We start from the raw sequence: 13,506 nt of genomic DNA, 5'->3' as shown, positions 1-13,506 counted from the left end.
ATAACCTCTAATTTATGAAAAAAAAGGTTTTTTGAAGTGCTTTCCGAATCAACTTAGTAGTTTACATATCGAAGGTGAGGAGAAAGAATCATGAAGATAAGAGAAGCGTTATTAAGTGAAGCAAATGAATTAAGTGAATTCGCACTACAATCAAAAGCAACGTGGGATTATAGTGAAGAATTCATACTTGCTTGTAAGGAAGATTTAACAATTACAGAAGAATACATAAAAAATAATTTTGTATATGTTTTAGAAAACGATAATGCGAAGATTGGTTTTTTCTCATTTTTACGTAATGATAAAGCTCTCGATTTCTTGTACATTCATCCTGATTACAAAGGAAAAGGTTACGGGAAAATACTTTGGGAGTACGTAATAGAAAAAGCCAATGAACTAGGATTAAAAAGTTTTACGATTGATAGTGATCCGAATGCAAAAGGATATTACTTGAAAATGGGGGCACAGTTAATAGGAGAGACACCATCAACTGTCTTTAAGGGTCGTGTACTGCCTCTTTTGAAATATGATGTGTAAAACTATTAATAGTAGGGGAAGATTAGAATGGATGATGTAAAGGAAAAAAAGAATATATGAAGCACTAATAAAATCGTGGTCGATTGAAACGAGTTCAAAGTGGACAATTGAAAACCCAGCAAAGGGACAGTGTGGTGTAACGGCTCTAGTCGTTCAAGACATATATGGAGGAGAAATTAAAAAGACAAAAGTAAGAGAGGTATGGCACTTTTATAACTTTATAGATGGGCAGAGATTTGATTTTACAGAGACTCAATTCAATGGGAAATTGAATTATATGGATGTGGAATCAAATCGGAAAGAAGCATTTGCAGATACAAATGAAAAACAATATAGCATTTTGAAGGAAAAAGTAACGAAAGAATTCAAATTATCTTTTGACTCTTAATCTTTAATAAGTTACTATAATGGTGGTAACTTATTAAAGGGAACTTCATAGAGTTGAAAGGGGAAATACTTTTGAAAACAACTTATGTAAACGCTACAATTGTAACGATGAATGAACAAAACGAAGTGATAGAAAATGGATATATCATTGTAGAAAATGATCAAATTATAGATGTAAAGAGCGGAGAATTCGCTAATGATTTTGAAGTAGATGAAGTAATTGATATGAAAGGGAAGTGGGTTTTACCAGGGCTTGTAAATACACATACACACGTTGTAATGAGTCTCCTAAGAGGTATTGGCGATGATATGTTATTACAGCCGTGGCTTGAGACGAGAATTTGGCCACTGGAAAGTCAATTTACTCCCCAAATTGCGGTCGCTAGTACGGAATTAGGATTACTTGAGATGGTGAAAAGTGGTACAACATCATTCTCTGACATGTTTAATCCAATTGGAGTAGATCAAGACGCAATTATGGAAACGGTATCAAGGAGCGGGATGCGAGCTGCTGTTTCAAGGACTTTATTTAGCTTCGGAACGAAAGACGATGAAAAGAAAGCGATTGAAGAAGCTGAGAAATATGTGAAGCGTTACTATAACGAAAGTGGCATGTTAACTACGATGGTTGCACCACATAGTCCATATACATGTAGTACAGAATTGTTAGAAGAGTGCGCACGGATTGCAGTAGAGAATCAAACGATGGTTCATATCCATCTTTCTGAAACAGAGCGTGAAGTACGTGATATTGAAGCACAATATGGAAAACGTCCAGTAGAATATGCAGCGGGCTGCGGATTGTTTAAACGCCCAACAGTTATTGCACACGGTGTAGTATTAAATGAAGATGAGCGTGCATTTTTAGCAGAAAATGACGTTCGAGTAGCTCATAATCCGAATAGTAATTTAAAACTAGGTTCTGGTATAGCGAATGTAAAAGCGATGCTAGAAGCAGGAATAAAAGTAGGAATTGCAACAGATAGTGTTGCATCTAACAATAATTTAGATATGTTTGAAGAAATGCGCATAGCGACTTTACTACAAAAAGGTATTCACCAAGATGCAACAGCTTTACCAGTTGAAACAGCTCTTACACTTGCGACAAAAGGAGCTGCTGAAGTAATCGGGATGAAACAAACAGGATCACTTGAGATTGGAAAATGTGCTGATTTCATTACAATTGATCCGTCTAATAAGCCTCATTTACAACCAGCGGATGAAGTGTTATCACACCTTGTATATGCTGCTAGTGGAAAAGATATAAGCGATGTAATTATTAATGGAAAACGTGTCGTTTGGAATGGCGAATGTAAAACGTTAGATGAAGAGCGTATTATATTTGAAGCAAGTCGTTATAAACGAGGTTTGCAAAGATAACTAATTATGTGGCAGTTGAAAAAGCTATCCTTTTAAAAGGATAGCTTTTTTCTTGAACGAATAAATATTCAAAAGAATGTCGCATCTTTCTGTTCATATTTCTGCTATAATATATAACGCTTTATAATATTTTATACTTAAGGAGAACAACTCATGAAGCGAAAAAAGAGCCATTTAATGGTAATGGCACTTGTTACATCTTTATTATTAACAGCTTGTAATAATAAAGCGAATAAAAGTGATACAGAGGTTAAAAAACAAGTGTTAAATGTAACAGTATCAGAAGAAATTCCTTCTCTGGACACTGCGAAAACGATGGATGGTACATCAGCACACGTTATGCAAAACATATTTGAAGGGTTATATGTATTAAATGATCAAGATCAGCCTACTCCAGCAGTAGCAAAATCGTTTAAAAGAAGTGAAGATGGTAAGAAATATACATTTAACTTGCGTAAAGATGCAAAATGGTCAAATGGAGATAATGTAACAGCAAATGATTTTATATTTGCATGGAAACGTGCAATTAACCCTGAAACGGCATCTCAATATGCATACATGCTCTTTTATGTGAAAAATGCGAAAGAGATTAATAAGGGAACAATGCCTCTTGATGCACTTGGGGTTAAAGCAATAAATAATTATACGTTAGAAGTTGAACTGGAACAGCCAGTTCCGTATTTTTTACAGTTGTTAGCACTACCTATATACTTACCACAGCATGAATCATTTTTGAAAGAACAAGGAAACAATTATGCATTGGAACCTAGTAATCTCATATATAACGGGCCATTTGTATTAGAAAAATGGAAGCATGAACAAGAGTTTCAATTAAAGAAGAATGCTGCATATTGGGATCGAAAGAAAGTGAAATTAGACGAAATAAACTTTCATATCGTAAAGGATACAATGACAGCTGTAAATTTATATGAAGCCGGAGATTTGGATCGAGTACCTATTAATTCGCAAATTGTAGACAAGTATAGAGGGAATAAGGAATTACATATGTCGAGTGATCCTGGAATTGCCATGCTTCGTTTTAATGAAAAAAATACCGCGTTAGCAAATAAAAAAGTGCGTCAATCTATTTCATTAGCGTTAAATAAAGATGATTTTGTTGCTCACTTTATTAATAACGGAGCAAAACCTGCAAGCGGGCTTGTACCAGTTGGTCATGTAAATGAAGTGACCGGTAAAGATTTTAGAAAAGAAAACGGAGATCTTTCTTCATATGATTTGCAAAATGCGCAAAAGATTTGGAAAGAAGCGAAAAAAGAGCTTGAAGTAGAGCAAGTAAACCTCGAGTTTTTAACGTTTGAACAAGATAATGCAAAACGGATGGCAGAATATATAAAAGGTGATTTAGAAAAGAATTTGCAAGGAATCGCGATACAAATTAAACAACAGCCATTTAAGCAAAAATTACAGTTAGAACAAACAGGTGATTACGATATAACTATGGCAAATTGGGGACCTGACTATAAAGACCCAATTAGTTATTTAGAGTTATTTACGACAGGGAATCCGAATAATAAAATGAATTATTCTAATGTTCATTACGATGAATTAATAAAGAAAGCGAAAACGGATTTTGTACTAGATACGGAAAACCGATGGGAAGCGTTGCGAGAAGCCGAGCAGGTATTATTAGAAGATGCTGCGGTAGCGCCGCTTTATCATATTGGCTCAGCATATGTACAAAAGGATTATGTAAAAGGAATTGAAAAGCATCAATTTGGTGGTATTTATACTTATAAGAATGCTTATATTGCTAATGAATAAATACAAAAAACCTTACTTTTTAAAAGTAAGGTTTTTTACACATGAATTCTATTAAACCGATTTTAATAAAGCGTAAAAATTCGTATCATATGGGACATCATCTTGATACATATAATTTTTTAGAACGCCTTCTTTTTCAAAGCCTAATTTTAATAGTACTTTATTGGAAGCTTCATTTTCAAGAAATACAATTGCTCCAATCCGCTTTAAATGAATCGTATGGAAACCGTATGATATAACCTCAGAAACAGCTTCAGTCGCATATCCTTTTCCCCAGTGTTCAGGCAAAAAGGCATAACTTATATTGGCTCGTTTATGCTCAGAAGACCAATCGTGAAAACCAATGGTACCAATGAGTTCTTTCGTGTCTTTTAATTCGATTCCCCATTTTATACCGCTTCTTGCATTGTAACTCAACTTAAAATTATGAATGATTTGCTTCACTTGATCAATATCTTGTAACGGTTTTTGGCCATAATAGCGCAGTACATTAGTATTAGAAAAGCATTGTAGTATACGCGGTGCATCTTCTTCGGTAAGTTCTCTTAAAATGAGTCGGTCTGTTTTCAATATAGGAAACATGCTTTCACTCCATTTCTTTTGAAACTAGAATGTGTTGTTATTATATAATCTAGTCTGAAAATAAAGATTATTCAAGAGGGGAGTATGGTTTTAATTTATGATAAAATTGATTGTGGAATATATTTCAAAAAGAGGTTTGTATATGGAGAAAAATTCAATTTTAATTGTAGATGATGATCAAGATATTGTTCAATTTATAAAAGTGAATCTAATGCAAGAAGGTTTTAAAGTTTTTAGTGCTCATAACGGAGAAGAGGCTTTAGAAATAATAAATAATAACAGTATTCAACTTGCTATTTTGGATATTATGATGCCACAAATAGATGGGATAGAATTGTGTAGAAGGATTAGAGAGAAACATAGTTTACCACTTATGTTTTTAAGCGCGAAATCATCGGATGTCGATAAGGTAATTGGATTTAGTACTGGGGCAGATGATTATATTGTGAAGCCGTTCAGTACAATTGAATTTATCGCAAGAGTGAAAGCTCAATTAAGAAGGTATACATATTTCAACCAAAATGCTGTCCAAGTAATGGAAAAGAAAATAAATATTAGAGGTTTAGAAATAGATGAAGTGTCGAGAACTGTAATGTTATATGGAGAAACAATGAATCTTACGAAAACTGAATATGATATTTTACACTTAATGGCAGCCGCAAGGAATCGTGTGTTTACAATTGAAGAAATATATGAGAGCGTGTGGAACGAAAGAGCCTATGAAAGTAATAATACAGTAATGGTTCATATTGCAAGATTGAGAAATAAAATTGAAGAGAATCCAAAAGAACCGAAGTTTATACAAAATGTTTGGGGAGTCGGATATAAAATTGAAGATTAGATCTTTACAGGGTATTAGGGCGAAATTTTTTTAGCTTTCATATGTAGCATCTTGTTAGCGACTGTAAGTATAATAGTGCTTCAAATTTTAGTTGGAAATATATATAGTCATGTTAATGCGTTAGAGGAAAAATATTCATTTTTATACTTTATAGTTTTTTTGATTTTTACTACGACATACTTTGCATGTATGACAAAAACAATGATGAAAAGATTGTCTGAAATTAATAAGAACGTGAAGGAAATAAGTAATGGTAATTTTGAAGTACATATACCTATTTCAAAAAATGACGAGATTGGTGAATTAGCGACGAATGTAAATAGAATGGCCAAAAGTTTAAAAGAGTCTATCGAGAATGAAAAAAAATCACAGGAAATGAAAAATGAAATGATTAGTAATATTTCTCATGATTTACGAACGCCAGTAACATCTTTAATCGGTTATGCGGACCTGTTAGGAAATAAACTCCATTCGAATGGAGAAGAATGTGAACAGTATGTAAGTATATTAAAGCGAAAAAGTTATGAATTAAAACATCAAGTAGATGATTTATTAGAATACTGTCAAATAAATTATAGAGAGATTGAATTACATAAAGATGAAGTAGATATGAAAGCATTAATTGAACAAATCATGATTGGCTTTGTACCACAATTAGATGATGCTAATATGAGCTTTTATATTAAAAGTGATGAAGTGCTGTATGTAGAAGTTGATGTGGCACTTATAGTGAGACTATTTGAAAATATAATAGGTAATAGTATTATGTATGGAAAAGATGGAAAGGAAATTGCAATTGGAATTTCCAATAAAACAATGAATGTTGAAGTAGAAATTAAAAATTTTGGACAATGTATTCCGGAAGAGGACCTTCCTTACGTTTTTGAGAAATTTTATCGTAGTGAAAAATCACGTAGTTCTTATACTGGTGGGAAAGGAATGGGGCTTGCAATTTCAAAAAGTATAGCCGAGCTCCATCAAGGGGATCTAACTGTACGTAGTAACGATAAAGAAACAGTTTTCACTGTGAAATTACCGCAGTATAAAAAAGTAAGAAAGTCGTAAGTATTTCTTTTATATGTCGTAATTTTTACTTTGTATCATTGAGAAAAAGGATATGAGAGTAGGGATGCGACATGTGGAAGAAATTTTTATTAGTGATTATAGTTTCTTTTTTAATTATAAGTTGGATCTTAGTTTATGTAGCTAATGGTGTTACATCAGTTTTTGTTTGGTGGAGTATTCAGGCTTTTAGTTTTATTTCAGTTTTCCTCTTGGTAGGATCAGTAATAATATTTTTTTGGAAAGGCATTTTTAGAAAGCGGATAGATAGAACGCTATTTTTAATCATTCTGTTTTCTATCATTGGAGCTTGGCCTGTCGGTTGGTTTGCTAATATAGGTAGAATTGCTTACCCAGCAGATATACAATCTATGAGTCCTAAAGCAGTAGTTCGTGTTCCTTTGAATGAACGAGCATTAATAGGCTGGGGCGGTGATCAGTTAGAAACGAACTATCATGTTATAAAGCCAAATGAAAGGTGGGCATATGATATCCTCATTCCACCTGCTGAAGTGAAAAGTAGTAAGTTAGAGGATTACGGAATATATGGAGCGAAAGTAATGGCACCAGCTTCTGGGACGGTTGTATCAATCAATAATGATGAAAAAGATTTAATTCCCGGATTGGATGATTTTCAGTCAATGGCAGGGAATTACATATATTTACGGATAGATGAAACAGAGACATTTTTGATTCTTGCCCACTTAAAGAAAGGGTCCATTAAAGTTAGAGAAGGACAACGTGTAAATGAAGGAGAATTTCTTGCTCAAGTCGGTAACTCAGGAAGTTCAAGTGAGCCACATTTACATATCCATCATCAAAGGCAAAATCCGTCCAAGGTAAGTATGTTTTTTGCGGAAGGATTGCCACTTTACTTTCGAACTGAAAATGGTGTCATGATGCCGGAAAGAGGGACATACATAAGTGGTAACTAGAAGAAAATCATTTCATCCAAAAAGGGTATTCCAAATTAAAATTGGAATACCCTTTTTCATTATCCTACAAATGTTTGATACAGTAAGAAGATATTTAAAATGATAACGAGTGCTGCAATTATCCAAGCGATAAATGTTGTTATACGGTGGTTAACGAGTGCACCCATAATCTTTTTGTTACTTGTAAACATAATAAGTGGTACTAGCGCAAATGCAATACCGAATGATAAGACGACTTGGCTCATGACTAGAGCGTAAGTTGGATTTACACCTAAAGCGATAATAACTAATGGTGGAATCATTGTAATAAATCGGCGTAAGTATAACGGAATATGCATGCGAATGAAACCTTGCATAATAATATCACCCGACATTGTACCGACAGAAGAGCTAGATAGTCCTGCTGATAAAAGTCCAATTCCAAATAATGCAGCTGATACAGGACCTACTAAATTGGTAAATTGAGTGTAAGCAACATCTAAATCTTCAACGTGCAAGCCGTTTTTAAAAAATAGTGCAGCTGCTACAATTAACATACTTGCATTAATTGCTCCAGCAATAACCATTGCAATAATAATATCGATAAATTCGAAACGAAAAATCTTTTTCTTTTGTTCGTCATTTGTGCCGACCACGCGGCGTTGTGTTAAGGCAGAATGCAAGTATATTGCATGCGGCATAACTGTTGCACCTAAAATCCCTGCTGCAAGTAATATACTGTCTACACCTTGGAATTTTGGAATAAATAGTCCTGAAAGAAGGGGACTTAATTCTGGTTTTGCATAAAAAACTTGAATCCCAAAAGCGATTACTACAATGAAAATCATTCCTGTAATAATAGCTTCTAGTGGACGAAATCCTCTACGTTGAAACTCAAGAATAATAAATGATCCGGCTGCAGTAATTAAAGCGGCAGGTAGCATCGGGATTCCAAATAGTAAGTAAAGCCCCAAAGCAGCTCCAATAAATTCCGCTAAATCTGTAGCCATAATAACTAGTTCACCTTGTATCCATAAGCCGATAGACACAGGCTTTGGAAAGTTTTCACGAGCTATTTCGGGTAAATTGTTTCCTGTAGCAATTCCTAATTTAGCTGATAAAGTTTGGATTAATACAGCCATTAAGTTAGAAGCGAGTATAACCCATAATAGTAAATATCCATATTGTGAACCAGCTGCGATATTGGTAGCAAAGTTGCCAGGATCAATATAAGCAACGGACGCGATAAAAGCGGGTCCTAAAAATGGTAACAGTCTTTTCCAGCCTTTTGTTTCTCCACTTAAAGCTAAGTGAGCTGATTGTACAGTTGTACTTTCAGAAGGGAGATTTTCATCTTTTGTTATATCTTTATTCATAGTAGTTTTCCCCTTTAAAATGTTAACTTGATGAAATTATTGTATTTATTCTTACTCATTATTTCAATACATTTAAATATGTTATATGGTAATTTCATTTGAACACGAAAGTTTCCTTAATGCAAATTATATGCCTTTATACAATGGATGGTGTGATAACGTAAAATGAATTGGGAGTTTATGGTGTGATGACATGGGGAAACATAGTGAATTAAAGGGCTGTTTTTGAAATTTATGTGAACATAAAGCCGATAATACAGCATATTAATTGATGGAATTGCATTTGTATGATATATAATATATTGGGATTACAACATAACCATAGTGTTTTGGTGTGTAATCTTGTTTTTTATTTTTGTTAACTGATAGAAAATAGTATAAAGAAAAGAAAATGGGATTCATTTTCTTATTATATATGTTTTGATATGAACGTTAACTTATACATGATTTAAAAAATTAGATAGGTGGTAGAAATACATTGGCAACTACAAAACCATACAGAGTATTACTATATTACATGTACACAACAATTGAAAACCCAGAAGAATTCGCGGCAGAGCATTTAGCATTTTGTAATTCACTTGAATTAAAAGGAAGAATTCTTGTAGCAAAAGAAGGTATTAACGGAACTTGTTCTGGAACTGTAGAACAAACAGAGAAATACATGGAAGCAATGAACAATGATCCACGTTTCGATGGCATCGTATTTAAAATAGATGAAGCTGATGGTCATGCATTCAAGAAAATGCACGTGCGTCCTCGTCCAGAGTTAGTTACACTTCGTCTAGAAGATGACATTAACCCACACGAAATAACTGGGAAGTATTTAGAGCCAAAAGATTTTTATGAAGCAATGAAACAAGAAGATACAGTTATCATTGATGCACGAAATGATTATGAATTTGATTTAGGTCACTTCAAAGGTGCGATTAAACCTGATATCGAATCATTCCGTGAATTACCAGATTGGATTCGTGAAAATAAAGAAGTACTTGAAGGTAAAAAGATTTTAACTTATTGTACAGGCGGAATTCGTTGTGAGAAGTTTTCTGGTTGGTTAGTTCGTGAAGGCTATGAAGATGTAAGTCAGCTTCACGGCGGAATTGTAACGTACGGAAAAGACCCAGAAGTACAAGGTGAGCTTTGGGATGGACAATGTTACGTGTTCGATGAGCGTATCGCTGTACCAGTAAACCAAAAAGAACATGTTATCGTTGGTAAAGACCACTTTACAGGTGAACCTTGTGAGCGCTATGTAAACTGTTCAAATCCAGAATGTAATAAGAAAATTTTATGTTCTGAAGAAAACGAAGCGAAATATTTACGTGCATGTTCTCATGAATGTCGTGTAAGTCCACGTAACCGCTACGTAATACAACATGAATTAACGGAAGAGCAAGTAGCTGCTGCATTAGAGCAAATCGAAGCAGGGAAGTAAACTGAATTCGTATAATAAAAGGGGTACTCCAAGTTTAATTTTGGAGCACCCTTTTTTTATTATCCGGCCCTTTTATTTGTCGGTTTTTGTCGGTAAGTCGATATATTAAAAAAATCGCTGATATATTTTGAGTTGCGCTGATATATCTTAAAAATCGCTGATATATTTTGAGTTGCGCTGATATATCTTAAAAATCGCTGATATATTTCGAGTTGCGCCGATATAATCGGAAAATCGCTGATAAAGATTTCACTTACTGCAGCGCGCCAAGAATTTGAAAATAACTTTCTTTAATTTTTATCTTCTTTCTCTTTAACGGCAGAAAGTACAGTTTGTTTTACCCAAGCTTTTCTTCGTTTATGCTGTAAACCCCATTGGTATAAACTTTGAGCTCCTAAAATAAGTGAAATGACAATGCCGCTAATCGCAATTAATAGAGCGAAAAATTCAAGAGGTGACGATATTTTGTTTGAATCGGTGTTTCTTAAAAGGTCAATCATAGTAAACCCTAACATTTGGCCCACTACAGAGTAGAGCGTTAAAATTAATAATAAGAGGCTATCTTTTTTAGAGGCGACATTTTCTTGATATTTAAACAAACTATCAAGATTTTGTTTCGCGTTCGAGTATAGAACCTCAATATTAAAAAGTTTTCTTAAACGAAAGAAAATATCTTCACTTTGTGATTGGGATACTAATTCTAAAGAAAAATAATTAGCAGTGAACGAATTGATCGAATAAATTAATTTCTCTATTTCATTAGTATCTTGTTCAATGTTTAGCTCAGCATAGGCGTTTGCCATTTTTAATAAAACAATTTTATGGAATAGGTTTAATAATAAAGCGTAATAAAATTCTCCGTACATTTGACTAGCAAGTTTAGCGATTTCGCGTTCTCCTTCATTTGTTACACATGTAAAAATATGTTCTTCCATTATGAAATAACGATTTGGAGCCCATCTCTGGTAAGCGTGTTTTTTTAAATAGTCATGAATGTAAGGAAGGTTATTTGCACTCACATATGGCTTACCATCACTTGTTAATCCGGAAAGACTAGAAGTACGATAAACATCCACTTCATTAAGTTCCATACCTTCTTTTAGTGACAATAAAGTTTGGACGTACATTCTTTGGTCTTCGAAGAAAGGGAAGGTTTGAAAGTATGAACTTCTTAATCTCTTCTTTTCAAAGAAATCAGTTACGCCATGAAATAAATAACCAAAAATGAATTTTTCAACTTGGGAATACTTTTTTCCGTTACATCCAATACAAATAGTCTCATTTGTATCATTTTTAGTTTCAAGTACACGGAAGCGAGCAGCGAATTCGATTGCTTCAGATAAAGTCATGCTTGGAGCAGTGTTTACTTCTGTTCGAATTGTTAAGAAGCCAAGTTCATAAGGACAAAGTGTTACATCAATAGAGTGTATCTTGAATGGGATTGAAATAAGGTTTGTTGTTAAATGTCCAGTTAAGTTAAGGTCCTTTGAATAACGTTGCAAGCCCTTTTGATGCTCTGAGTGAGGAAAGAGAATTTTATTTGTAAATGAAAGATAGTATGCTTCCATATTTTGATGTGAAACTTTAAACTCCCCATAATATGTATTTTCATCATAGAGATGATCGAGCCGAAAAGGACGGAAATCGTTTTTTTGTAAGAAAGGGAACATATTTTGTTCATATCCAGCTTTAAACGAAAACGGGAATATAAATTGAAATATAGCTGTTGCTACATCTTTTTCCTCAATTGCTTGTATTGCCTCCATCTACATTGTTTCCTTTCCATATATGCTATAGAAACAACATGCCCAAATTTATTTGAAAATAACCACTGTTTTATACTCGATTGAGAGTGAAAATTCAGCTTATTTAGCAGAGGACATGTATAATGTTATGTATACTAAAAGTTATAAAATTGTATTTTGAAAAGGGGGATGCTGTATGCGGATTTTAGTATTAGGCGCTGGTGGAGTCGGAGGATTTTTTGGTGGCAGATTAGTCGAAAAGGGAGAAGATGTTACATTTCTTGTTCGTAGTAAACGGAAAAAACAATTAGAGGAAAGAGGACTTGTAATCCGAAGTGTTAACGGGGATTTCTCTTTCCAACCGAATTTAATAACGAAAGAAGAGAGAACTTCTCCATTTGATGTCATTTTATTTTCAACAAAAGCGTATCACTTAAACGAGGCAATTCAAGATTTGAAGCCGTTTGTTGGCGAAAATACTGTAATCATTCCATTGTTAAATGGTATCGCTCATTTATCGCTATTACAAAAAGAATTCGGCGAAGAAAAAGTACTTGGCGGTTTATGCTTTATCGAGACGACGTTAAACGATCAAGGAGAAATTGTACAAACTAGCGCTGCCAACAGACTTGTGTTTGGAGAAATTAAGTCTCAAAATTCAGAGAGAGTAAAGCATATTTCTAAAGCATTTGCAGGTACGAAATCTAGTTTTGTTTTAAGTGAAAATATTACGCAAGATATGTGGCATAAATATTTATTTATTACTGTAATGTCCGGTGTGACAACGTTAATGCGTGCACCAATTGGACCAATTCGTGAAAGTGAAGGCGGCCATGATTTTATCCGTAATGTATTTGAGGAATCTGTACAAATTATGAAAGTATTAGGAGCTCCAATAAAGGTTAATATTGCCCAGGAACATATGAAAACAATTGATAAAATTTCGTATGATATGAAGTCATCGATGCAACGTGATATGGAGAAGGGTTCGTTTATTGAAGGGAAGCACTTGCAAGGATATTTACTGGATGTAGCAGAGCAATTTTCTATAGCGGCACCATTATTAGGCACTATATATCAAAATTTAAAGGTGTATGAAGAGATGACCTTTAACAGATCTGTAATAGAATTAGATGTATGAAAAAATAAAAAAGATAGCAATATATAAGTGTATTGCTATCTTTTTTATTTTTTTGTATGACAAATTATTTATTTCTTTTCGTTCTATCTGTCAAATTTATTTCCTGTTCACGTTTACCATATAACTGATTAATTTCATTTGCTACTGCATCTAAATATGAATCGGAAAAAATAGGCTTCTTTTCTTTAGACATAGGGGTCTCCTTTGCGGATTTTTTAGTATTCATTATGTATATTTCTCAGTGGATTATGCACAATCATTTTAATTTTTTTCTTATTAAAAATTTTTGTTTACTTTTTGAAAATAAAGGAGTATTATAATCCA

General features: G+C 33.6%; 12 protein-coding genes and 1 pseudogene. 9 read left to right on the top strand and 4 right to left on the bottom strand.

Translation table 11 applies throughout. The features are described from left to right. Positions 1-90 precede the first annotated feature (90 nt). The 4 genes from B9A45_RS20530 (at position 91) to B9A45_RS20515 (ending at position 4,083) form a co-directional block, all read left to right on the top strand. Entirely contained in the window at positions 91-534 is a 444-nt protein-coding gene (locus tag B9A45_RS20530; protein ID WP_000701894.1) for a GNAT family N-acetyltransferase, read from the top strand. 52 nt (positions 535-586) lie between these two features. Next, positions 587-922: a YunG family protein gene (locus tag B9A45_RS20525; protein WP_084064715.1), complete on the top strand. Its 336-nt coding sequence runs from the start codon at positions 587-589 to the stop codon at positions 920-922. 53 nt (positions 923-975) lie between these two features. Further along, the gene (locus B9A45_RS20520) at positions 976-2,301 is read left to right on the top strand and encodes a bifunctional S-methyl-5'-thioadenosine deaminase/S-adenosylhomocysteine deaminase (RefSeq protein WP_016109764.1); all 1,326 of its coding nucleotides are present in this window, start codon (positions 976-978) and stop codon (positions 2,299-2,301) included. A gap of 153 nt (positions 2,302-2,454) precedes the next feature. Next, a complete protein-coding gene (locus B9A45_RS20515) occupies positions 2,455-4,083 on the top strand; it encodes a peptide ABC transporter substrate-binding protein (RefSeq protein WP_000823519.1) in 1,629 nt (542 codons plus the stop codon). Between the two features lie 51 nt (positions 4,084-4,134). Here the strand turns inward: B9A45_RS20515 and B9A45_RS20510 are convergent, their stop codons facing one another. Beyond that, on the bottom strand, positions 4,135-4,665 hold the full coding sequence (locus B9A45_RS20510) for a GNAT family N-acetyltransferase (RefSeq protein ID WP_000483972.1): 531 nt from the start codon (positions 4,663-4,665) through the stop codon (positions 4,135-4,137). 142 nt (positions 4,666-4,807) lie between these two features. On the opposite strand from B9A45_RS20510, the gene B9A45_RS20505 reads away from it, so the two are divergent. The 3 genes and pseudogenes from B9A45_RS20505 (at position 4,808) to B9A45_RS20495 (ending at position 7,503) form a co-directional block, all read left to right on the top strand. Next, complete coding sequence (locus B9A45_RS20505) at positions 4,808-5,506, top strand: response regulator transcription factor (protein WP_084064711.1); 699 nt, start codon at positions 4,808-4,810, stop codon at positions 5,504-5,506. Next, a pseudogene (locus tag B9A45_RS20500) lies at positions 5,472-6,571 on the top strand (HAMP domain-containing sensor histidine kinase). Before B9A45_RS20505 ends, B9A45_RS20500 begins: the two are co-directional and overlap by 35 nt. Positions 6,572-6,642: 71 nt before the next feature. After that, positions 6,643-7,503, top strand: a complete 861-nt coding sequence (locus B9A45_RS20495) for a M23 family metallopeptidase (protein ID WP_000265535.1) — start codon at positions 6,643-6,645, stop codon at positions 7,501-7,503. A gap of 59 nt (positions 7,504-7,562) precedes the next feature. On the opposite strand, the gene B9A45_RS20490 is transcribed toward B9A45_RS20495, so the two are convergent. Continuing rightward, a complete protein-coding gene (locus tag B9A45_RS20490; RefSeq protein WP_069605017.1) occupies positions 7,563-8,858 on the bottom strand; it encodes an Nramp family divalent metal transporter in 1,296 nt (431 codons plus the stop codon). 478 nt (positions 8,859-9,336) lie between these two features. Between B9A45_RS20490 and B9A45_RS20485 the strand changes: the two genes are divergently transcribed. After that, complete coding sequence (locus tag B9A45_RS20485; protein WP_000246214.1) at positions 9,337-10,296, top strand: oxygen-dependent tRNA uridine(34) hydroxylase TrhO; 960 nt, start codon at positions 9,337-9,339, stop codon at positions 10,294-10,296. Between the two features lie 290 nt (positions 10,297-10,586). Here B9A45_RS20485 and B9A45_RS20480 read toward each other — a convergent pair whose 3' ends face one another. Further along, positions 10,587-12,062 carry a hypothetical protein gene (locus tag B9A45_RS20480; RefSeq protein WP_000387424.1) on the bottom strand — a complete coding sequence of 492 codons (1,476 nt, stop codon included), beginning with the start codon at positions 12,060-12,062 and terminating at the stop codon, positions 10,587-10,589. Between the two features lie 175 nt (positions 12,063-12,237). Between B9A45_RS20480 and panE the strand changes: the two genes are divergently transcribed. After that, positions 12,238-13,182, top strand: coding sequence for a 2-dehydropantoate 2-reductase (gene panE, locus B9A45_RS20475; RefSeq protein ID WP_084064702.1), 945 nt, complete (start codon positions 12,238-12,240; stop codon positions 13,180-13,182). A gap of 64 nt (positions 13,183-13,246) precedes the next feature. On the opposite strand, the gene B9A45_RS32855 is transcribed toward panE, so the two are convergent. Beyond that, the gene (locus B9A45_RS32855; RefSeq protein WP_000031873.1) at positions 13,247-13,375 is read right to left on the bottom strand and encodes a hypothetical protein; all 129 of its coding nucleotides are present in this window, start codon (positions 13,373-13,375) and stop codon (positions 13,247-13,249) included. Between the last annotated feature and the right edge of the window lie 131 nt (positions 13,376-13,506).

It is taken from the genome of Bacillus sp. JKS001846 (assembly GCF_900176455.1).
Classification (GTDB): Bacteria; Bacillota; Bacilli; order Bacillales; family Bacillaceae_G; genus Bacillus_A; species Bacillus_A cereus.
This window is presented reverse-complemented; position numbering and strand designations above follow the sequence as displayed.

Excerpts from the sequence above, each read along its gene's own strand:
- B9A45_RS20490 (WP_069605017.1), bottom strand. The coding sequence starts at position 8,858 with ATGAATAAAGATATAACAAAAGATGAAAATCTCCCTTCTGAAAGTACA.
- B9A45_RS20505 (WP_084064711.1), top strand. The coding sequence starts at position 4,808 with ATGGAGAAAAATTCAATTTTAATTGTAGATGATGATCAAGATATTGTT.
- B9A45_RS20495 (WP_000265535.1), top strand. The coding sequence starts at position 6,643 with ATGTGGAAGAAATTTTTATTAGTGATTATAGTTTCTTTTTTAATTATA.
- panE (WP_084064702.1), top strand. The coding sequence starts at position 12,238 with ATGCGGATTTTAGTATTAGGCGCTGGTGGAGTCGGAGGATTTTTTGGT.
- B9A45_RS20510 (WP_000483972.1), bottom strand. The coding sequence starts at position 4,665 with ATGTTTCCTATATTGAAAACAGACCGACTCATTTTAAGAGAACTTACC.
- B9A45_RS20480 (WP_000387424.1), bottom strand. The coding sequence starts at position 12,062 with ATGGAGGCAATACAAGCAATTGAGGAAAAAGATGTAGCAACAGCTATA.
- B9A45_RS20515 (WP_000823519.1), top strand. The coding sequence starts at position 2,455 with ATGAAGCGAAAAAAGAGCCATTTAATGGTAATGGCACTTGTTACATCT.
- B9A45_RS32855 (WP_000031873.1), bottom strand. The coding sequence starts at position 13,375 with ATGTCTAAAGAAAAGAAGCCTATTTTTTCCGATTCATATTTAGATGCA.
- B9A45_RS20530 (WP_000701894.1), top strand. The coding sequence starts at position 91 with ATGAAGATAAGAGAAGCGTTATTAAGTGAAGCAAATGAATTAAGTGAA.